Here is a 19,319-nt window from a genome sequence, read left to right on the forward strand (position 1 = left end):
CTTCACCTCTCCCCAACGGGGAGAGGTGAAGAAAGCTACCGCCATCTCCGATGCAGCCACAGCCACTGGTCGGGATATTCGCGGATCCAGCCTTCCAGAACGCTGGTCACCGCCTGCATGGTGCCCTGCACATCGACCTTGCCGTCGGCTGTACGCACCGGCTTGACCTCTTCGGACAATTCGGCGCGAAAACGGTGGTTGGGCAGGCGGATGATACGGACGCCGTGGATCGGGCAGTCGACCTGGCGCAAGAGGCGCGCCAGCATCGGATTGGCGTTGGTCTTGCGGCCGAAGAAATCGACCTGGACGCCGTTCCGGAACCACTGGTCGATCAGCATCGCGACGTGCTGGCCGTCGGAAAGCGCATGCGCCAGCTTGACCGGGGCGTCGTGGCTGGCTGCAACCATCGTGCCCATATTCACGGCGCGGATGCGCTCTATGGTGCGGTTGACGGCCTCGATGTTCGGGCGGCGATACAGCACCGTCGCCTCCAACCCGTGGGCGACCGCGGCAAGCGCCGGCAATTCCCAATTGCCGAGATGGGCTGCGAAGATCAGCGCGGGCTTGCCGTCGAGGCGGAGCTGCGCGAACAGCTCGTGGGTGCGCTCCGGGATTTCGATGCGGCTCAGTTCGGGATGCGCGGGATCGTGCTCCCAGACGTGATCGAGATGCGCGAATTCGGCCGCGAAGCGGCCCATGTTGCCCCACACGCCGGCGAGAATCGTCTCGATTTCTTCGGGCGATTTTTCCGGAAAGGCCGCGGTGAGGTTGGCGCGGCCGATCTTGTCCTCGCGGAATAGCGGACCGATCTTCTGCGTGATTTTCGCGAACAGCTCGGCGGTCTTGATCGGGTCGAAATAGCGCGTGGTGCGGAGCAGGGCGATCGTCAGCGCGCCGACGACCGCTTCGCCCGCCGGCTTTATGGCGTTCCGAATGATTGCACGGGCGCGGAGGAACAGCCGCAGCATCAGAAGTGGACGATGATCTTGCCGAACACCTGGCGGCTTTCCATCCGCTTCAGCGCGGGCTCGACGTCCTCCATCGATACTTCGGTGTCGATCACCGGCAACATGCCGTCAGACATCTTTTCCAGGCTCTCCGCGATGTTCTTCATCGTCGCGCCGAACGAGCCGAAGATGCGGTACTGCTGCTGGAACAGTTGCATCAGGTTGATGGTCGTGGTCGGACCCGAGGTCGAGCCGCAGGTGACGAGACGTCCGCCGCGCTTCATCACCAGCAGCGAGCCGTTGAAGGTGTCGGCACCGACGTGTTCGAACACGACGTCGACGCCCTTCTTCTTGGTGATTTTTCGCGTTTCGCCCTCGAAGCGATCCTTGCGGTAGTTGATCACATAGTCGGCGCCGAGCGCCTTGACGCCCTCGATCTTGGAGTCGTCGCCGACCGTGGTGATGACGGTGCAGCCGATCTTCTTGGCCATCATGATCGCAACCGTGCCGATGCCGGAGCCGCCGGCATGCACCAGAATGGTCTCGCCCGGCTGCAGCTTGGCATTGTCGAACAGCATGTGTTGCACGGTCGAGAATGCGATCGGCGCGCAGGCCGCATCGCGCAGGCTGACATTGTCGGGTACCGGGATCACCAGCCGCGCCGGCATGTTCATCAGCTCACGCGAAAAGCCGTCGAGATGAAAGCCGTAGAGACCGCCGACGTTCTCGCAGAAATTGTCGCGACCCTCGACGCATGGCTTGCAGACGCCGCAGGTCTTGGCGCCGTACATCACGACCTTCTGGCCGGGCTTGAAGTTGGTCACGCCTTCGCCGACCGCGACGATCTCGCCGGAGGCTTCGGCGCCGACCGCGAGCGGCAGCTTGCGCTTGGCGAAGGCCATGCCGCGAAAGCCCCAGACGTCGATGTGATTCAGCGCTACCGCCTTGACGCGGATCTGCACTTCGCCGGCCTCGGGCGGCGGCGGGGCAGGCTGATCGACGACGACGAGTTCACGATCGGCAACGAGATTGAGCGCACGCATGACCTGCGTCTCCGACAATAAGGAATTTCAGATGGTTGCGTATCGCCGGTTCACGCTAGGGCGTCAACCGGAGGCAGTCGCGCGAAGCCTAAATCGGCTCGCGCGTCACGATCAAAGAGGCGTTCTGGCCGCCGAAGCCGAACGAGTTCGACATCACAGCGGTGACTTTCGCGTCGCGGGCGGTATTCGGGACCACGTCGAATGGAATCGCGGGATCGGGAACATCGTAATTGATGGTCGGCGGGATCCGCTGGTGCTCCAGCGTCAGCAGCGAGAATACCGCCTCGACCGCGCCGGCGGCTGACAGCGTGTGTCCCACCATCGACTTGTTGGAGGACACCGGAATCTGCTTGGCGCGTTCGCCGAACACGGTGGAAATGCCGAGATACTCCATCTTGTCGTTTTCCGGCGTGCCGGTGCCATGCGCGTTGATGTAGTCGATCTGGTCGGAGACCAGACCCGCATCGAACAGCGCATTGTTGACGCAGCCGACGATCGGCTTGCCATCGGGGCTCGAGCGCGTGCGGTGGAAGCTATCGGAGAGTTCGCCGCAGCCGGCGACGATGCCGAGGATCTTGGCGCCGCGCGCTGTGGCGGCTTCCAGGCTCTCCAGCACCAGGGCGCCGGCGCCTTCGGCCATCACGAAGCCGTCGCGGTTCTTGGCGAACGGCCGCACCGCGGCCTGCGGCGGGTCGTTATGGGTGGAGAGCGCGGACAGCAGCGAGAAGCGGATCAGTGCTTCCGGATTGACCGAGCCGTCGGTGGCAACGCACAGCGCGGCATCGGCGTCGCCGCGGCGGATCGCCTCGACGCCGAGCTGGATCGCGGTGGTGCCGGAGGCACACGCGGTCGACAGCGAGATCGGCGAGCCCTTGGTGCCGAACGTCTCGGCGATATGATCGGCGACCGAGCCGAACATGAAGCGGCGATGGAAATCCTTGAACTGGCCGCCGGAGGCGACGCGCAGCAGCGCGTCGTAGTCAATCGCGGTGTTGGCGCCGGTGGCGCGCGCCACGGCCTGGCGCTGTGGCCATTCGACCTCGACGGGAGCGACGGCGAGAAACAGCGGGCCGGGAAAGTCGCCCTTGCTGCCGATATTGGCCTGCGCGATGGCTTCTTCCGTCGCGAGATCGCCGAGCTTTTCCGACAGATCCGTGGAGGAGAACGGATCGACCGGCACGAAATCGACGGTGCCGGCCATCGTGGTCTTCAGGCCTTCGGTCGGAAACCGCGTGATGGTGCGGATGCCGGACTCGCCGGCTGTCAGCTTCTTCCAGTTGTCGTCCTTGCCGGCGCCGAGCGAGGTGACGACGCCCATGCCGGTGACGACGACGATCGGTCGGCCGAATTTATCGCGCGTGGCTGTCATGTGTCTTCCCCGTCGGCCGTGTCTTAGGCGTCAATCGATCGCTTCGACCAGCGCCATGCCTTCGCCGCGCCAATGGCCGGCGCCGATCACCACAATCTGGGTGGGCTTCTTCGTCATTTCAATCTCGACGCCCGTCGAATCGTTCGGCGGATACAGCGCACCGCGCGAGATCGCCAGCGCGGCGAGCCCGAGGCCGAGCGGAAACTGCGTCTCCAGCGTATGGCCGAACATCGTGCCGGTGGCGCGCACCGCGACGTCGCGATGCTCGTTCAGGAACGCGCGCTCTTCCGAGGTCGCAGGCTCTGCGCCGGTCGCGCCGGTGATGATCGCGACATCACTCTTCAGTGAGCCGAGCTTGGACCACAGCTTCTCCAGCGACGCCGTGACTTCGCCCGGCGTCTTGCGGCGGACCTGGTCGGCGACGACGCTCTTCAGACGCGCCAGCGGCTTGGCGCCGCGCGCTTCGGCATGCGCCCGGGATTCGATCACGACGAAGGCGCCGGCCGAGCCGAGCGCAAAGCCCGAGGCCTGTTCGCGCGCCCACACCGTCTCGAACCTGTTCTTCAGGTTGAAGTCGTCGAATTCGTACAGCAGCAGCAGGTCCTTGCGCTCGCCATTATGCGCCGCACCGATCAAGGCGACGTCGCTCTGTCCGGCGGCAATCCGCGCCAGCGCGATACGCGCGGCGTCGACGCCGGCGGCTTCCTCGCCCATGAAGGTGCGCGACGATCCGGTGACGCCATGAACGATCGAGATGTTGCCGGCGAGCAGGTTGGACAGCTGCGCCAGGAACAGCGTCGGCCGCAAATCGTTCATCAGCCGTTCGTTGAGCAGGCCGGGCGGCGTCGCGCCGTGGCCCTCGGAATTCAGGATGCCGGAATCGACGGCCAGATCGCGCTCGCCGCCACCGGCCGCGACGATCATGTCCATCTTCGACAGGATGTCCTTGTTGCCCTTCAGGCCGGCCGATTCCAGTGCCAGGCCGGCGGCGTAAGTACCGATGCGCTGCCAGGCTTCCATCTGCCGCTGATCGCCCTTCTTGGGGATCTGCGAGTCGTAGGAAAGCGGCGCCAGCGGGTGCACGATGTAGGGCGCGAAATTCGTCTCATCGATGTTGATGCGCTTGTTGTTGAGCGCATCCCAATGGGCGTCCGGGCCTTCGCCGAGCGAGGTCGCAAGACCAATGCCGGTGATCCAGGCTTCCACCGGTTCGGATACTGCGTGTCTCGTTTCAGCCATGCTGCGTTCCTTCGGCGGTTCCTTCGGCTGTTCCTTGGGCGATCGCCTCGGTCGGAAAGCCGATCCGCTTGGCCATGATATCCATGTGCCCGCGCAAATCCGGATGCGGGAACGGCACGATGCGGAACGTCAGCGTGGCATTGCAGGCGAGTTTGCCGGCCGCCTTGATCTTCACGTCGGTGCGGGCAAAGCCGGAGCCGTCATGCGCCAGCGTGGCGTCGATCGTCAGCACTTCTCCGGGGGTGATGAAGGTCCGCATCTTGGCCTCCTGCACCGCCGCCAGAAACGGCATCCGTTCGAACTTGTTCAAGGCGATCAGCAGCCAGCCCGAAGTCTGCGCCATCGCCTCGATCAGCAACACGCCAGGCATCAGGGGATAGCCGGGAAAATGACCCTCAAAGATCGTGCTCTTGTGGGGCACGATCGCTTCAACGGTGATCCGGCGCTCACCGACATCGAGATCGGTGATGCGGTCAATCAGGTGAAAATATTCGAGGTTCATGTGGGCGTTACGCGCCCTTGGCCGCGACCAGTTCGTCGATGCGGGCGCTGAGGTTCTTGAGGACGAAATACTGTTCGGTGGTCGCCTTGCCGTCGTTGACCTCCTGGGTCCATTTTTCCAGCGGCAGCTTGATGCCGAACGCCTTGTCGATGGCGAAGGCGATATCGAGGAAGTCCAGGCTGTCGATGCCCAGATCGTCGATCGCATGGCTCTCCGGCGTGATCGTGTCGCGGGGAATGTCGCAGGTTTCCGCGATGATTGTAGCGACCTGATCGAATGTGGTGGACATCATTAAGCCTTTGATCGATTGAAGAAAAATTAAGAACGGCATGACAAAAGGGGGGCTTGGCCCCGAAACACCCCGCCTGCCGTAAGGAGTCGTTTGCCCGTATAACGGAGGCAGCTCGTCAGTTCAATGGGTGGTGAGCGCCTACCCACCGGCCAGATCCGGCAATGCCCGGGGGGTTCAGCCCTGCGGTGCCACGATCCGGCTGCAGTCGCGGCGGCCCATCAGCACGCAATCCTGGGTCTTGCGCAGGTCGGCGATGTTGATCGCCAGCCAGATGCCGATGCCGATCAGGACCGCCGTGAATGCGAAGGCCGCGGCGTTGGCGAGCATGCGGTGACCGAAGTCGTCGCCCTCGTCGCGGGGCTGCTCAAAGCGAGAAAGATCTTCGGCGGCGGTAACGCTGGCATTGTTTTGCAGCGTCGCCGAGTTGCGCGGCACATATTTCAGCACGCGGTGTTCGCCATCGTCCGGGTTGATGATCGGCTGCTGGGTCTTCATGGTCGCGGTCCGCGAGATGTGATTTGTAATTTTAGCACGTTCGCGGTGGGTCGGTTTCGTTAACTCCGCATGGCCGAGATGCGGCAATCGAGGGAATACAGACATGCCAACCCGCGAACCCACGGTACAGCCCATTCCGATCCTGTCGCTGCGCCCGACGCAGATGACCGTGGGCATGCGCGAGGTCAAGGAGAAGCGCAAGCACTGGCGCGAGCACCGGTCGAAGCGCAAGCAGGCGGAGGCCCTGGGGTCGCACATGATTCCGGTCGTGCTCGGGCCGGATCATCACCATTACATCATCGATCACCATCACCTTGCCCGCGCGCTGCATGACGAGGACGTGAAGGACATTCTGGTCAGCGTGGTCGCCGATCTGACGATGGTCGACAAGGAGGCGTTCTGGGGCGTGCTCGACAATCGCCGCTGGGTCTACCCCTATGACGCCCGCGGCGTGCGGCATCATTTCAACGACATCCCGAAATCGATCGCCAAGCTGAAGGACGACCCGTTTCGCAGCCTCGCCGGCGAATTGCGCCGCGCCGGTGGCTACGCCAAGGACGTCACGCCGTTCAGCGAATTCCTGTGGGCCGACCTGTTGCGCCGCCGGCTGTCGCGCAAGGACGTCGAGGCCGATTTCGAGAAGGCCATGGAAAAGGCGCTGGCGCTCGCCAGGAGCCGGGACGCGACCTATCTGCCGGGCTGGTGCGGTCCGGAAGCGGAGGACTGAGGTTCGTCCGCGGGCAGGTCGTGGTCCGGCTGGCCGCCGAGCAGGCGGTGTAGCCGGCGCTCGACCGGACCGCCGATCAGCAGCACGACGAAGGCGATGGCCAATGCCACCGTAACGATGCGCCATTGGCCGGCGCCGCAGACGATGCCGATACAGGCCGTCAGCCAGACGCAAGCCGCGCTGGTCAGGCCGCGAACGCGAACATGCTTTTCGGCATGGAAGATCACCCCGGCGCCGAGAAAGCCGATGCCGGTGAGAATGCCCTGGATGACGCGGCTGCCGGCATCCGAGAAACCGCCGTCCCGCAGCGGATCGGCCAGCACCATCACCATCGCGGCAGCGATGCTGACCAGCGACAGCGTGCGTACGCCGACCGGCTTGCCGTGCAGGTCGCGGTTGAGCCCGAGCGCGCCGCCCGCCAGCGCGGCGATGCCGAGCCGCAACAGGATTTCCGACCAGTCGAGCATGTCGCTATCCCTGTGCGCCGCCGTTATTTCGGCAGCCGGCCCATCATGTAGAATTCTGCGTTCGGCTTCATGCCGGTGACGTTGGCCATCCGGTTCGACAGCGCGAAGAACGCGGCAATGGCGGTGATGTCCCAGATGTCGTCATCGCTGAAGCCTTGGCCGGCGACCTCGGCGAAATCCGATTCACCGATGGTTTCAGCAGAGCGGCTGACCTTCATGGCGAAGTCCAGCATTGCGCGCTGCCGCGGCGTGATGTCGGCCCGGCGATAGTTGATCGCGATCTGATCGGCGATCTCCGGATTCTTGGCGCGGATCCGCAGGATCGCGCCGTGTGCCACCACGCAGTAATGGCACTGGTTGGCGGCGGAGGTCGCGACCACGATCATCTCGCGCTCGGCCTTGGTCAGCCCGCCATCCTTGTCCATCAGCGCGTCGTGATAGGCGAAGAAGGCGCGGAATTCATCCGGCCGCCCGGCCAGCGACAGGAATACGTTGGGCACGAAGCCGGACTTTTCCTGCACCGCCAGAATCCGCGTGCGGATATCGTCGGGCAGGGTGTCGATCGCAGGCACGGGAAAACGATTGGGCTGGGTCATCGGGAGATCCGTCGGGCGCGTGATGCGCGGGGCGGACCATAGGCGATGATGGCGCGGGGGAGAAGCGTTGCTCTTTTCACCCTCCCCCTCAAAAGAAGAGGGGGAAGTTGAACTGCGCAGCTAGCGGAGCGGCTTTTTCAGCAGCGAGAAGCGGTCGGGGTCGAGGCCGAGCGACGGCTGCAGCATCGGGGTTTCCAGCGTGCGCGGCATCGGGCGGTCGGTGAAGCCGGGATCGTTCGGCACGTCGCGGTGCGAGGTGGCGCCGCGCCAGCGTTCCAGCACCGCGGCGACGAAATGCATGTCGTGGCCGGCCGCGACCGACGGCACGGTGGAAATCGTGGCTTCCGAGCGCGGCAATTGATGCGGCGGCACTTCCTTGAACCGCAGTCGCGTCGGCAGCGCGACGCCTTCGCCGAACGCCAGCACTTCGCGGGTGCCGAGCGAGGGCACGAAAGACAATAGATTGGCGGCGGCATCCGACACGGCAGAGCGCAACAATGTCTGGTCGCGCTCGTTGGCGAGCCGCATCGCGAATAACGTGTTGCACTGCGAGATAATGGTCGCGTCGAGTTCGGCGGGACGCTGGGTCACCAAGCCGAGATAGACGCCGTATTTGCGGCCTTCCTTGGCAATCCGCGATACCGCCTTGCGGGTCGGGCCGAAGCCGATGTTGCGGTCGGCGGAAGCGTAGCGATGGGCTTCCTCGCAGACGAACAACAGCGGAGAGACGCCGTCGCTCCACAGCCCGAAATCGAACGCCATGCGGCACAGCACCGACACCACGGAGTCGACGACTTCAGCCGGGAAGCCCGCGAGCTGCATGATGGTCATCGGCTTGCCGTTGGCCGGCAGCCGGAACAAATAGGAGATCACTTCCGCCATGGTGTCGCCGCCGACATTGGCGTTGTCGAACATGAAGGCGTAGCGCGGGTCGTTGCGCACCGTCTCGATGCGCGAGATCAGCTTGTGATAGATGATGCGCGAGGAGCGGTTCTCCAGCTTGCCCATGCGTTCGTCGATCAGCGAGATCAGATCGACGAGGCGATAGGGCACCGGGGTGTCGGCGGTATAGCCGATCGTCTTCGGGTCGATCCGCTTCAGGCCGATGCGGTCGGAGTTCTGGTACTGCGTATAGACGCCCTTGGCGATCGGGATCACCTCGCCGAGGATTTCCAGCTCTTCCGGCACGCCGGGGCGGCCGGCGAACAGCACGTCGACGATCTCCTCGAAATTGAACAGCCAGAACGGCAGCTTCAGATTGCGCGGGTTGAGCACCAGCGCACGGTCACCGAAGCAGCGGCCATATTCATTGTGCACATCGAGCAGGAAGATGCGAAGGTTCGGTCGCACTCGCAGGATTTCGTTGAGTAGCAGGGACACGCCGGAGGACTTGCCGACGCCGGTGGAGCCCAGCACGGCAAAGTGCTTGCTCAGCATTTCCTCGACGTCGACATAGGCGATGACCGACTTGTCCTGCTGCAGCGTGCCGACATTGATCTGGTCGGAGCCGGTCGGTGCATAGACGGTGCGCAGTTCCGCATTGCTGATCAGTTCGACGGCGTCGCCGATAGTCGGATAAATGGTGACGCCGCGCTGGAACTTGGGGCGGTCCGGTCCGCCGACGATCTCGCCGAGCAGGTCAACCGAGGCACTGGCTATGTAGGTATCGGGTTCCTGCATGTTTTCGCAGGATACCTCGGTGATCATGGCGATGATGGTCGAACTTGCGCAGCGAATGCTGACGAAACAGCCGACGGTAGCGCGGGCTTTTGCCGGCGCCATCTGGTTGGCAGCCAGCAGGCCGACGCGGGCCAGTGAGCCCTTGACGGATATGATGCGCCCGAACGACGCCGGCGTAGTGAAAAGTGTCATGTTGAAATAATCGCGTTGTCGCGCCCCGGTTTGGGATCACTATGAGGGTAAGGGACTGGACAAACGGTTAAATGGCCGGGGCATTCCGTGTGCAGTTTGGACGTTCAACGGTGGGCTTTACTGCCGGTCGCGGCATTCAACCGGCTTTCCCGGAAGAATTCATGGCCGACGGCCGAGCGGATGCGGGGCTGGCCGCCGAAGGCTTTACCCCGAATTAACCAGCCCGGCAGTCGCTCAGGTGCAAGGGGACGCCGGGCGCTTGCCATGGCCGTCCGCAAACCTTGCTTCGCCGGGGAACTGCGGGGTACCTCTGCAGGCTCATTGGCGGCATCGGTCGGAATCTCCATGCGCATCGACTTCCCGGGACTGCAGGCGTTCCTCGCGATTGCCGAGCGGGGCAGCTTTTCGCGCGCGGCAGCGCATCTGAACCTGTCGCAGACGGCCCTCAGCCACCGCATCAAGAAGCTGGAGGAGGATCTCGGCCTGCAACTGCTCGCCCGCACGACGCGGCAGGTGGCCCTGACACCTGCCGGACTGGAACTGCTGCCGACCGCGCGGCGGATGATCGGCGAATTGTCCGACACCATCGACCTGCTGCGCGCCCGTGGTCGCCAGCGTCAGGCGCATATCGCGCTGGGCTGCCTGCCGACCATTGCCGCCTATCATTTGCCGCGGGTGCTGCAGGAGTTCAACGCGGCGCATCCCGGCATCTCGATCAAGATCCACGACAATTCGGCCGGCGAGATCGCCACGCTGGTGCAGTCGGGGCAGGCCGAGTTCGGCGTCACCATCATTGCGATGAACATCTGGGATCTCGAGGCGACACCGCTGATCAAGGAACGCTTCGTGCTGCTGTGCCCGAAGGATCACGAATTCGCAAAGCGCAACTTTCTCAACTGGGCGCATCTGGCGGACACGCCGCTGATCCGCATCAGCCCGCAGGCCGGCAATCGCGCGCTGATCGACGACGCGCTGGGCGAGCGCCGCGACGCGCTGAACTGGCGCTACGAGGTGCAGCATCTGCAGACGGCGGTGGGCATGGTGTTCGAACGGCTCGGCGTGGCCGTGGTGCCGAACATTGCGGTGGCAACCCAGGGCACCGCGGGCCTCGTCGCCGTGCCGCTGCGCAACCCCGGCGTCAGCCGCACCGTCGGCATCGTCGTCAAGCGCGGCCTGCCGCCGAGCAAGCCGGCGCAGGCGCTGATCGAGTTGATCAAGGCGTATTTCGCCGCCCTGCAATAGGCCGCGGGCGCGGTGCCTTTTCGGCGTCGCTGCGCGTCCCAATCGGGGCTTGTCCGAACAAGGCGCGCGCCACATGGTTCGGCCAACATCAACAGGCGGACCCTCATGGAAGCACGAATTCACAGGATTGCGGCCGGCGCGCCCGACGACGTCTCCGGCATCGAGGCGCAATTCGCGGCCGGGCGCATCGATCCCCGGCGGATCGTCGCTATCCTCGGCAAGACCGAAGGCAATGGTTGCGTCAATGATTTCACGCGCGGCTTTGCGTCGTCGGCGCTTAAGGCGATGATCGTGCGCGCGACGGGCGAGGCCTCCGACGCCGTCGAGCGGCGCGTCGTCACGGTGATGTCCGGCGGAACCGAGGGCGGGCTGTCGCCGCACTGGCTGGTGTTCGAGGTGGTGCCGGGCGAGGCGGCGGCGGATGGCGAAATGGCGCTGGCGATCGGAACCGCGGTGACGCGCCCGTTTGCGCCGCACGAGATCGGCCGCGCCGCGCAGATCGACGCGACGGCGGACGCGGTGCGCGAGGCGATGGCCGCTGCCGGAATCGAGCGGGCGGAGGACGTGCACTACGTGCAGGTGAAATGCCCGCTGCTGACCAAGTCACGCATCGCCGAGGCCAGAGCGGACGGCCGGGACGTCGCCACCGAGGACACGCTAAAATCGATGGCCTATTCGCGGGGCGCATCCGCGCTCGGCGTCGGCGTGGCGCTCGGAGAACTGTCCCGCGAGGCGATCGACGATGCGGTCGTTTGCCGGGATTTCAGCCTGTATTCGAACCGCGCCAGCACCTCGGCCGGGGTCGAACTGCTGGAGAACCAGATTCTCGTGGTCGGCAACAGCCGCGCCTGGTCCGGCGAGTACCGCGTCGCGCACGACGTCATGCAGGACGCGATCGATTCCGCGGCCGTCATCCGCGCGCTGTCGGCGGCGGGAATCGCCTCCCTCTATCCGCTGGACGCAGAATCGCAGCAGGCGCTGTGCGCCGTGCTGTGCAAGGCGGAGGCCTCGCAGACCGGGCTCATTCGCGGCGCGCGGCACACCATGCTGGACGACAGCGACATCGCATCCTCTCGCCACGCGCGCGCGCTGGTCGGCGGCGTGATCGCCGGCGTCGTCGGCACCACATTGTTGTTCGTGTCCGGCGGCGCCGAACATCAGGGCCCGGATGGTGGCGGGCCGGTGGCTGTCATCGTGCGTAAAAGCCGATAAGGGCCAGCATGTTCAATTATGAAGGAGAGCGGTGGATTGTGCGAAAACTATCATTTGTTGCATAAATAGGACTTGGCTATGACGGCGGTCGGAAAGGGGCGCATCAAGCCGCCCCGCTGAAGGGCAGGGCCGCATGATGCCGCAATCTGAATTTCGATCGAAGGGCCGCCAAGCACGCTATTGGCGCGCGGGGATCACGGCTGTGGCGATGACCCTTTTGGGCCTGGCCTCCCCGGCACAGGCGCAATCGACCTATCCGAACCGGCCGATCCGTGTGGTCGTGCCGTTCGCCGCCGGTGGCGTCGCCGACATCACACTGCGCATCGTCGCCGAAAGCCTCGGCGAGAAACTGGGCCAGCGCCTGATCGTCGAGAACATGCCGGGGGCCGGCGGCGTCGCCGCGGCGCGCGCGGTGCTGTCGTCGCCGCCGGATGGCTATACGCTGGCGCTGCTCAGCAACGGCACCGCCGTCAGCGTGCCGCTGTTCAAGAGCCTGCCGTTCGATCCGGTGAAGGACTTCGCGCCGATCTCCAGCATCGGCTTCTTCGATTTCATCGTCGGCACCAACGCCGAGTCGCCCCACAAGACGCTTCCCGACCTAATCAAGTTTGCACGCGACAATCCCGGCAAGCTCAATGTCGGCACCATCAGCGTCGGCAGCACGCAGAACCTGTCCGCACAGCTCCTGAAATCCACCGCCGGCGTCGATTTCCAGATCGTGCCGTACCGCGCCACGCCCGAAGCCATCATCGGCCTGTTGCGCAACGATATCGACGTCCTGATCGACAACTATGTCGGCATGAAATCCGCATTGACGGACGGCAAGCTCACGGCGATCGGCACCACCGGCGAAACCCGCTCGGTGATCCTGAAGGACACGCCCACGGTGAGCGAGGGCGGCGTCAAGGGCTACGACGTGGTGTCGTGGAACGCGCTGTTCGCGCCGGCCAAAACGCCGCCGGAGGTGATCGCGAAACTCAACGCCGCGCTGCGCGAGGTGGTGGCGCAGCCGGACGTCAAGCAGAAGCTGCTCGATCTCGGCATCGAGGCGCGCGCCGGCTCGCCGGAAGAGCTGAAAGCGCGTCTGGTGGATGACATCGCCAAGTGGACCAAGGTGATCGAGCAGGCCGGCATTCCCAAACAATAACGTCGCGCGCTTTTTCCTCACGCATTCAAGGACGTCATGACCAAACCAACCGTGCCCGGCCCCGATCCTCACACCCGCACGCCGAAATTCAAGCTGCCGGCGCTGGCTTGCGACTCGCACACCCACATCTTTGGACCGGGCGCCAAGTATCCCTATGTCGGCTCCTACATCCCGCCGGATGCGCCGCTGGAGGATTTCCAGAAGCTGCACAAAATTCTCGGCATCGGCCGCGCGGTGATCGTCAATGCCAGCGTGCACGGCACCGACAACCGCGTCGCGCTCGACGCCATCAAGGTCAGCGAAGGCCGCTATCGCGCGGTCGCCAACCTCGATCCCGCGATTAACGAGCAGGGCCTGCAGGAGCTGCATGACGGCGGCTTTCGCGGCTGCCGCTTCAACTTCGTCAAGCATCTCGGCGGCACGCCGGACATGAAGGTCTTTCATCGCACCGTCGACATGATCGCCGCGCTGAACTGGCACGTCGATTTGCACTTCGACGCGATCGACCTGCCGGACTATGCCGGGCTGCTGGCGAAGCTGCCGGTGCGCTACACGATCGACCACATGGGTCGCGTCAAGGCGGCCGACGGCCTCGACCAGCTGTCGTTCCGCACGCTGCTCGACCTGATGCAGCGCGACGAGAAGTGCTGGGTCAAAGTGTCCGGCTGCGAGCGCGTGACCTCGATGGGCCCGCCCTTTACCGACGCCGTGCCGTTCGCGAAGAAGATCTGCGACACCGCGCCGGATCGCGTGATCTGGGGCACCGACTGGCCGCATCCCAACGTGAAGGCGATGCCCAATGATGGCGACCTCGTCGACCTGATCCCGCTGTTCGCACCGGACCCGGCCGTGCAGCAAAAAATTCTGGTCGACAATCCGGCGCGTCTTTTTGATTTCGATAGCAAGTAAGGACATCTCTCATGTCGATGCAGAAAACCGGCCTGGTGGTCTCCGCGCATCCCGGCGATTTCGTCTGGCGCGCCGGCGGAGCGATCGCGCTGCATGCCAAGAAGGGCTACCGGATGAAGATCGTCTGCCTTGCCTATGGCGAGCGCGGCGAGTCCCAGTTTGCCTGGAAGCAGCAGGGCATGACGCTGGACAAGGTCAAGGCCGGCCGTCGCGATGAAGCCGAGCGCGCGGCGGCCTCGTTGGGCGCGGAGATCGAGTTCTTCGATGCCGGCGACTATCCCTTGCACCTCACCGAGGCGCACAAGGAACGGCTGATCGACATCTACCGCGAGCTCAATCCGAGCTTCGTGCTGACGCATTCGCTGGAAGATCCCTATAACGTCGATCACCCTGCCGCGACGGCCGCCGCGCAGGAGGCCCGCATCATCGCGCAGGCGATGGGTCACAAGCCGGATGCCGAATACAGCTATTCGGCGCCGCCGGTGTTCCTGTTCGAGCCGCATCAGCCCGAGATGTGCAACTTCAAGCCGCAGGTGATCCTCAATATCGACGAGGTCTGGGACATCAAGCGCAAGACGTTCGAGATCCTCGCCGCGCAAAAGCATCTGTGGGCCTATTACGAGCGCGTCGCGCTGCAGCGGGGCATGCAGGGCGGCCGCAACACGGGCGCTGCGATGACCTATGGCGAGGCCTATCAGCGGCTGTTCCCGATGACCCTGGAGGTGCTGGCATGAAGACCGTCGTCGTCCGAAACATCGAGCGGGCCGATGCCGATGTGGTCAAGCGTCTCGGTGCGCTCGGCGTGTCCACCGCGCACGAGGCCTATGGCCGGTTCGGCCTGATGAAGCCCTATATGCGCCCGGTGTGGGCCGGCGCGGAGGCGGCGGGCACCGCGGTGACCGTGCTGGCGCAGCCCGGCGACAACTGGATGCTGCATGTCGCCATCGAGCAGTGCCGCCCCGGCGACATGCTGGTGGTGGCCTGCACGACCGACAATACCGACGGCATGTTCGGCGATCTGCTGGCGACCTCGCTGAAGGCGCGCGGCGGCGTCGGCCTGATTATCGATGCCGGCTGCCGCGACATCAAGACCCTGCGCGAGATGGGCTTTCCGGTCTGGTCGAAGGCGATTTCCGCCAAGGGCACCGTGAAAGCCACGCTCGGCGCGGTCAACGTCCCCGTCGTCTGCGCCGGCGAGCTGGTCCAACCCGGCGACGTCGTCATTGCCGACGAGGACGGCGTGGTCGTGATCCCCCGTAAGAACGCCGCCGAAATCGCCGACAAGGCCGAGGCGCGTGCGGCGCTGGAGGAGAGCAAGCGGCAGACACTTGCTTCCGGCATTCTCGGCCTCGACATGTACAGCATGCGCGAGGGCCTTGCGAAGGCCGGTCTCGTCTATGTCGACAAGCCGGAAGACGTGTAGGGCAGGGCGATGATGAAGCTCCGCGTGCTGCTCGGCGACCACCCGCACACCGCGGCGCTGAAATCCGGCAAGATCTCCTCCGATCTCGTCGAGATGGAATTCGCGGACTACAAGCCGACCAACAAGGGCTTCAAGCCGATGGTCCGCGAGGCCGCGTTCGATGTCTCCGAACTGGCGATCGTCACTTTCCTGATGGCCAGGGCCTATCACAAGCCGATGGTGCTGCTGCCCGACGTGATGATGGCGCGGTTTCAGCATGGCTTTGCCGTGACCAACCCGGAATCCGGAATCGTCACGCCGAAGGATCTCGAAGGCAAGCGCGTCGGCATTCGTTCCTTCACCACCACGACCGGCGCGTGGCTGCGCGGCATCCTGGCCCACGATTACGACGTCGATCTCGACAAGGTCGACTGGGTGACCTTCGAGGAGCCGCATGTCGCCGAGTTCAAGGACATCACGACGAAGGCGCCGGCCGGGAAGCAGATCCTGCAGATGCTGTTCAACGGCGAACTTGACGCCGTGCTCGGCGAAAAGTCCGACGATCCGCGGGTGAAGCCGCTGTTTCCCAACGCCGCAGCCGAGGAGAAAGCGTGGTTCGCGGGGCATGGCGTGGTGCCGGTCAATCACATCACGGTGGTCAGCAAGGACCTGTCGGACGAACATCCCGAAATCGTCCGCGAGGTGCACCGCATGCTGCAGGCGAGCCGGGCCGCTGCGGCCGGCCAGACCGTCTCATATACCGACGACGAACTAACCCGCTCGATCGAACTGATTACCGGCTACGCCACGGAGCAGGGACTGATCCCGCGCGCTTACGCTGTGGATGAACTGTACGACGACGTGACCCGCAAGTTGAGATGAGCACCCCACTCTCCGCCGTCATTGCGAGGAGCGAAGCGACGCGGCAATCCAGAAGGCCTCAAGCGAAGACTGGATTGCTTCGTCGCAAGGGCTCCTCGCAATGACGGCTATTGGCATTGGAGATAATCATGACCCCCGAACCGATCTACGATCTCGCCCATCTCGGCCACATGGAAATGCTGACGCCGAAGCCCGACGAGAGCCTCGCCTTCTTCGTCGACGTGATGGGCATGACCGTCAGTGGGCGGCAGGGCGAGTCGGTCTATTTGCGCGGCTGGGACGATTACGAGCGCTCGACGCTGAAACTGACGGCGTCGAACACCTCCGGCATGGAACACATGGCCCTGCGGGCGCGCAGCCCGCAGGCGCTTGAGCGGCGCGTGGCGGCGCTGAAGGGCACGGAGTTCGCGATCGGCTGGACCGACGGCGATCTCGGCCACGGCCCGGCCTATCGCTGCCGGGATCCTGACGGCCACATCGTCGAGCTCTATTACGAGACCGAATGGTACGAGCCGCCGCCGGAGCTGAAGCCGGCATTGAAGAACCAGGCGCAACGATATCCCGCGCGCGGCATCAATGTGCGACGGCTCGATCACCTCAATTGCCTCGCGGTCGATATCAAGGCCAACCGGATCTTCTTCGAGGATTATCTCGGCTGCCGGCTGACCGAGCAGATCGTGCTCGACGACGGCACCGAGGCAGCCATGTGGCTAACGATGTCGAACAAGAGCTACGACTTCGCCTATTCGCGCGACCATTCCGGCACGAAAGGCCGCTTCCACCACGTCACCTACGCGCTCGACAGCCGCGAGGACATTCTGCGCGCTGCCGACATCTTCCTCGAGGCCGGCGTGCATATTGAGACCGGCCCGCACAAGCACGCGATCCAGCAGACCTTCTTCCTCTACGTCTACGAACCCGGCGGCAACCGTGTCGAGGTCGCCAACGCCGGCGCGCGGCTGATCCTGGCGCCGGACTGGAAGCCGATCGTCTGGAGCGAGGCAGAGCGCAGGAAAGGCCAGGCCTGGGGCCTCAAGACCATCGAATCCTTCCACACCCACGGCACCCCGCCGGTGCAGTGACGTCACGAGCTTCTAGCCCGCTGATGGGCGCAATTATTCCTTTGTTGGGAGATATTGCGCAATTGGCTCACGGCGCGCTTGCGCAAGGTGCGGCGGTCGGGCTAGAACGCGGCCGGAACGGGCGGTTATCCCGGTTCCGGCGATTCTGGCAGGCCGCGGCCAAGCCACTGAATCCTTTGGGGAATGGTGTAACGGTAGCACAACAGACTCTGACTCTGTTTGTCTAGGTTCGAATCCTAGTTCCCCAGCCAGGCCGATTTCAGGCATCCATGTGGTTTCACGCCCTGTTCCGTTGACGGATCGGTACTGTGACACGGTCGTTGGCATCCGCCACTTGTCCCCCGGAACCGGATCGTCGCGCGGGCGTCAGGCTTGCTCGCGGTGCATCAATCGGCCACATCTGTAACACCCGGAACGGCTTGTACCGGCGACTTCGACCTGTCAGGGAGCGACATGAACTCATCCCCTCCAAGGCTGAAGCCAATCTCGTCGCTTCGCCATTTCATGACCAGCGAGGCGGGCAGCGGCGTGGTGCTGATGCTGGCCGCCGCGGCTGCCTTGATCGTGGCCAACTCGCCGGCGTCACCGGCCTATTTTGCCACCCTGCAGTCCTATGTCGCCGGCCTCAGCGTGCTGCATTGGATCAACGACGCCCTGATGGCGGTGTTCTTTCTGTTCGTCGGGCTCGAGATCAAGCGCGAGTTCATGGAGGGGCAGCTTGCGACATGGCCGCGGCGCGTCCTGCCGGGCTTTGCCGCCCTCGGCGGCATGATCGCGCCTGCGGCGATCTACCTTGCCTTCAACGGCATCTCCGGAGCGACCGCGCGCGGCTGGGCCATTCCGACGGCCACCGACATCGCCTTTGCCCTGGGCGCGCTCGCGCTGCTCGGCTCCCGCGTGCCGGTGTCGCTGAAGATATTCCTCACCGCGCTCGCCATTCTCGATGACCTCGGCGCGATCACCATCATCGCCTTGTTCTATACCGACAGCCTGGCGCCGTGGTGGCTCGCGGGAGCCGCGGCGACGATCGGCCTGCTGTTGGGCATGAGCCGTTTCGGCGTCCGCAAGCTGACGCCCTATCTGGTCCTGGGTGTGCTGCTCTGGCTATGCACCCTGAAATCCGGCGTGCACGCGACGCTGGCCGGCGTCGCGCTTGCGCTGACGATCCCGCTGCCAAGGGCGGATCATGCGACCGGAGCGCCGCGGCCGCTGCTCGTGCTCGAACACGCCTTGCAGCCCTGGGTGGCCTATCTGATCGTGCCGGTCTTCGGCTTTGCCAATGCAGGCGTGTCCTTTGCGGGCATGAAATGGTCGGTCCTGCTCGAGCCCGTGACGATCGGCGTGACGCTCGGCCTGTTCGCGGGCAAACAGGCCGGCGTCCTGTTGGCAACCTGGCTCGCCATAACTTTGAAAGTCGCAAGACTTCCCGATGACGCCAGTTGGGCGCAGATGTACGGCGTTGCCCTGCTGTGCGGCATCGGCTTCACCATGAGCCTGTTCATCGGCATTCTGGCGTTTCCGCTCAGCGCGGAGTTGCAAGACGAGGTCAAGGTCGGGGTGCTGGCAGGATCGTTGATCTCCGGCGCGCTCGGCATGATCGTGCTGGCGGTCAGCCGCAGGACAAGTCCTTCGAGAGAATAGGCCAGCCCCCGCGCGAGTTTTCCCGCGCGACGTCACGCATCATCGAACGCCTGGCTCTTTCGAGCCAGGCGTTTCCACTGATACCTACGATGTCGGATGCAGCGCCGCGCGTGGTCGTGTTCTCGCGCCAAATCTCTTTTCTCGTTGCCAATTGTGCCGGCAATATTGGGGATGTCTTAGTCATTTGCTGCAACTGTCATGATTGACCGACGCTTATTGTCGGGCTTGAAAATACCACCATCGCATCTTCGGC

The 19,319-nt window shown here is 64.3% G+C and carries 21 protein-coding genes and 1 tRNA gene; 12 read left to right on the forward strand and 10 right to left on the reverse strand.

Going from position 1 to position 19,319, the window contains the following annotated elements; translation table 11 throughout:
• Nucleotides 1–35 precede the first annotated feature (35 nt).
• From FIU28_RS11685 to FIU28_RS11715, 7 genes are all read right to left on the reverse strand, one after another.
• Nucleotides 36–968, reverse strand: a complete 933-nt coding sequence (locus tag FIU28_RS11685; protein ID WP_143573133.1) for a lipid A biosynthesis lauroyl acyltransferase — start codon at nt 966–968, stop codon at nt 36–38.
• Nucleotides 968–1,990, reverse strand: coding sequence for a zinc-binding dehydrogenase (locus tag FIU28_RS11690; protein ID WP_143573134.1), 1,023 nt, complete (start codon nt 1,988–1,990; stop codon nt 968–970). Before FIU28_RS11690 ends, FIU28_RS11685 begins: the two co-directional genes overlap by 1 nt.
• An 88-nt stretch (nt 1,991–2,078) precedes the next feature.
• Nucleotides 2,079–3,359 (reverse strand): beta-ketoacyl-ACP synthase, encoded by a 1,281-nt coding sequence (locus FIU28_RS11695; RefSeq protein ID WP_143573135.1) that lies wholly within the window; start codon nt 3,357–3,359, stop codon nt 2,079–2,081.
• Between the two features lie 30 nt (nt 3,360–3,389).
• Complete coding sequence (locus tag FIU28_RS11700) at nt 3,390–4,598, reverse strand: beta-ketoacyl-ACP synthase (protein WP_143573136.1); 1,209 nt, start codon at nt 4,596–4,598, stop codon at nt 3,390–3,392.
• Nucleotides 4,591–5,100, reverse strand: a complete 510-nt coding sequence (locus FIU28_RS11705; RefSeq protein ID WP_143573137.1) for a 3-hydroxyacyl-ACP dehydratase FabZ family protein — start codon at nt 5,098–5,100, stop codon at nt 4,591–4,593. Before FIU28_RS11705 ends, FIU28_RS11700 begins: the two co-directional genes overlap by 8 nt.
• A gap of 7 nt (nt 5,101–5,107) precedes the next feature.
• Nucleotides 5,108–5,389: an acyl carrier protein gene (locus FIU28_RS11710; RefSeq protein WP_143573138.1), complete on the reverse strand. Its 282-nt coding sequence runs from the start codon at nt 5,387–5,389 to the stop codon at nt 5,108–5,110.
• Between the two features lie 177 nt (nt 5,390–5,566).
• The gene (locus FIU28_RS11715) at nt 5,567–5,887 is read right to left on the reverse strand and encodes a hypothetical protein (RefSeq protein ID WP_143573139.1); all 321 of its coding nucleotides are present in this window, start codon (nt 5,885–5,887) and stop codon (nt 5,567–5,569) included.
• A gap of 103 nt (nt 5,888–5,990) precedes the next feature.
• Between FIU28_RS11715 and FIU28_RS11720 the strand changes: the two genes are divergently transcribed.
• Nucleotides 5,991–6,614 (forward strand): ParB-like protein, encoded by a 624-nt coding sequence (locus tag FIU28_RS11720; protein ID WP_143573140.1) that lies wholly within the window; start codon nt 5,991–5,993, stop codon nt 6,612–6,614.
• Here the strand turns inward: FIU28_RS11720 and FIU28_RS11725 are convergent.
• The 3 genes from FIU28_RS11725 to FIU28_RS11735 all read right to left on the reverse strand — a co-directional run bounded on the left by FIU28_RS11725 (nt 6,575) and on the right by FIU28_RS11735 (nt 9,549).
• Nucleotides 6,575–7,081: an MgtC/SapB family protein gene (locus FIU28_RS11725; RefSeq protein ID WP_143573141.1), complete on the reverse strand. Its 507-nt coding sequence runs from the start codon at nt 7,079–7,081 to the stop codon at nt 6,575–6,577. The two genes, FIU28_RS11720 and FIU28_RS11725, sit on opposite strands and share 40 nt — an antisense overlap.
• A gap of 23 nt (nt 7,082–7,104) precedes the next feature.
• Nucleotides 7,105–7,677: a peroxidase-related enzyme gene (locus FIU28_RS11730; RefSeq protein WP_143573142.1), complete on the reverse strand. Its 573-nt coding sequence runs from the start codon at nt 7,675–7,677 to the stop codon at nt 7,105–7,107.
• A 120-nt stretch (nt 7,678–7,797) separates the two neighbouring features.
• Entirely contained in the window at nt 7,798–9,549 is a 1,752-nt protein-coding gene (locus FIU28_RS11735; protein ID WP_143573143.1) for an ATP-binding protein, read from the reverse strand.
• 71 nt (nt 9,550–9,620) lie between these two features.
• Between FIU28_RS11735 and FIU28_RS26415 the strand changes: the two genes are divergently transcribed.
• From FIU28_RS26415 to nhaA, 11 genes are all read left to right on the forward strand, one after another.
• Entirely contained in the window at nt 9,621–9,767 is a 147-nt protein-coding gene (locus FIU28_RS26415) for a hypothetical protein (protein WP_168202923.1), read from the forward strand.
• A 127-nt stretch (nt 9,768–9,894) separates the two neighbouring features.
• Nucleotides 9,895–10,791, forward strand: coding sequence for a LysR family transcriptional regulator (locus tag FIU28_RS11740; RefSeq protein ID WP_168202924.1), 897 nt, complete (start codon nt 9,895–9,897; stop codon nt 10,789–10,791).
• Between the two features lie 105 nt (nt 10,792–10,896).
• Nucleotides 10,897–12,003, forward strand: coding sequence for a ring-opening amidohydrolase (locus FIU28_RS11745; protein WP_143573145.1), 1,107 nt, complete (start codon nt 10,897–10,899; stop codon nt 12,001–12,003).
• A gap of 208 nt (nt 12,004–12,211) precedes the next feature.
• Complete coding sequence (locus FIU28_RS11750) at nt 12,212–13,150, forward strand: Bug family tripartite tricarboxylate transporter substrate binding protein (RefSeq protein ID WP_143573146.1); 939 nt, start codon at nt 12,212–12,214, stop codon at nt 13,148–13,150.
• A gap of 36 nt (nt 13,151–13,186) precedes the next feature.
• Nucleotides 13,187–14,059 (forward strand): amidohydrolase family protein, encoded by an 873-nt coding sequence (locus tag FIU28_RS11755; protein WP_143573147.1) that lies wholly within the window; start codon nt 13,187–13,189, stop codon nt 14,057–14,059.
• 11 nt (nt 14,060–14,070) lie between these two features.
• Nucleotides 14,071–14,793, forward strand: a complete 723-nt coding sequence (locus FIU28_RS11760) for a PIG-L deacetylase family protein (protein WP_143573148.1) — start codon at nt 14,071–14,073, stop codon at nt 14,791–14,793.
• Nucleotides 14,790–15,482 (forward strand): 4-carboxy-4-hydroxy-2-oxoadipate aldolase/oxaloacetate decarboxylase, encoded by a 693-nt coding sequence (locus FIU28_RS11765; RefSeq protein ID WP_143573149.1) that lies wholly within the window; start codon nt 14,790–14,792, stop codon nt 15,480–15,482. The genes FIU28_RS11760 and FIU28_RS11765 overlap by 4 nt, the downstream gene beginning before the upstream one ends.
• Nucleotides 15,483–15,491: 9 nt before the next feature.
• Nucleotides 15,492–16,343, forward strand: a complete 852-nt coding sequence (locus FIU28_RS11770) for an ABC transporter substrate-binding protein (RefSeq protein WP_143573150.1) — start codon at nt 15,492–15,494, stop codon at nt 16,341–16,343.
• A 128-nt stretch (nt 16,344–16,471) separates the two neighbouring features.
• On the forward strand, nt 16,472–17,425 hold the full coding sequence (locus tag FIU28_RS11775) for a catechol 2,3-dioxygenase (protein WP_143573151.1): 954 nt from the start codon (nt 16,472–16,474) through the stop codon (nt 17,423–17,425).
• Nucleotides 17,426–17,602: 177 nt separating this feature from the next.
• Nucleotides 17,603–17,676: transfer RNA gene (locus FIU28_RS11780), tRNA-Gln, on the forward strand.
• Between the two features lie 202 nt (nt 17,677–17,878).
• Entirely contained in the window at nt 17,879–19,066 is a 1,188-nt protein-coding gene (nhaA, locus tag FIU28_RS11785; RefSeq protein ID WP_143573152.1) for a Na+/H+ antiporter NhaA, read from the forward strand.
• Nucleotides 19,067–19,319 lie beyond the last annotated feature (253 nt).

This window comes from Tardiphaga sp. vice154, assembly GCF_007018645.1.
In the GTDB taxonomy this organism is placed as follows: domain Bacteria; phylum Pseudomonadota; class Alphaproteobacteria; order Rhizobiales; family Xanthobacteraceae; genus Tardiphaga.

Coding starts and splice junctions, on each gene's coding strand:
- FIU28_RS11685 (WP_143573133.1), bottom strand. CDS start 968: ATGCTGCGGCTGTTCCTCCGCGCCCGTGCAATCATTCGGAACGCCATA.
- FIU28_RS11690 (WP_143573134.1), bottom strand. CDS start 1,990: ATGCGTGCGCTCAATCTCGTTGCCGATCGTGAACTCGTCGTCGTCGAT.
- FIU28_RS11695 (WP_143573135.1), bottom strand. CDS start 3,359: ATGACAGCCACGCGCGATAAATTCGGCCGACCGATCGTCGTCGTCACC.
- FIU28_RS11700 (WP_143573136.1), bottom strand. CDS start 4,598: ATGGCTGAAACGAGACACGCAGTATCCGAACCGGTGGAAGCCTGGATC.
- FIU28_RS11705 (WP_143573137.1), bottom strand. CDS start 5,100: ATGAACCTCGAATATTTTCACCTGATTGACCGCATCACCGATCTCGAT.
- FIU28_RS11710 (WP_143573138.1), bottom strand. CDS start 5,389: ATGTCCACCACATTCGATCAGGTCGCTACAATCATCGCGGAAACCTGC.
- FIU28_RS11715 (WP_143573139.1), bottom strand. CDS start 5,887: ATGAAGACCCAGCAGCCGATCATCAACCCGGACGATGGCGAACACCGC.
- FIU28_RS11720 (WP_143573140.1), top strand. CDS start 5,991: ATGCCAACCCGCGAACCCACGGTACAGCCCATTCCGATCCTGTCGCTG.
- FIU28_RS11725 (WP_143573141.1), bottom strand. CDS start 7,081: ATGCTCGACTGGTCGGAAATCCTGTTGCGGCTCGGCATCGCCGCGCTG.
- FIU28_RS11730 (WP_143573142.1), bottom strand. CDS start 7,677: ATGACCCAGCCCAATCGTTTTCCCGTGCCTGCGATCGACACCCTGCCC.
- FIU28_RS11735 (WP_143573143.1), bottom strand. CDS start 9,549: ATGACACTTTTCACTACGCCGGCGTCGTTCGGGCGCATCATATCCGTC.
- FIU28_RS26415 (WP_168202923.1), top strand. CDS start 9,621: ATGGCCGGGGCATTCCGTGTGCAGTTTGGACGTTCAACGGTGGGCTTT.
- FIU28_RS11740 (WP_168202924.1), top strand. CDS start 9,895: ATGCGCATCGACTTCCCGGGACTGCAGGCGTTCCTCGCGATTGCCGAG.
- FIU28_RS11745 (WP_143573145.1), top strand. CDS start 10,897: ATGGAAGCACGAATTCACAGGATTGCGGCCGGCGCGCCCGACGACGTC.
- FIU28_RS11750 (WP_143573146.1), top strand. CDS start 12,212: ATGACCCTTTTGGGCCTGGCCTCCCCGGCACAGGCGCAATCGACCTAT.
- FIU28_RS11755 (WP_143573147.1), top strand. CDS start 13,187: ATGACCAAACCAACCGTGCCCGGCCCCGATCCTCACACCCGCACGCCG.
- FIU28_RS11760 (WP_143573148.1), top strand. CDS start 14,071: ATGTCGATGCAGAAAACCGGCCTGGTGGTCTCCGCGCATCCCGGCGAT.
- FIU28_RS11765 (WP_143573149.1), top strand. CDS start 14,790: ATGAAGACCGTCGTCGTCCGAAACATCGAGCGGGCCGATGCCGATGTG.
- FIU28_RS11770 (WP_143573150.1), top strand. CDS start 15,492: ATGATGAAGCTCCGCGTGCTGCTCGGCGACCACCCGCACACCGCGGCG.
- FIU28_RS11775 (WP_143573151.1), top strand. CDS start 16,472: ATGACCCCCGAACCGATCTACGATCTCGCCCATCTCGGCCACATGGAA.
- nhaA (WP_143573152.1), top strand. CDS start 17,879: ATGAACTCATCCCCTCCAAGGCTGAAGCCAATCTCGTCGCTTCGCCAT.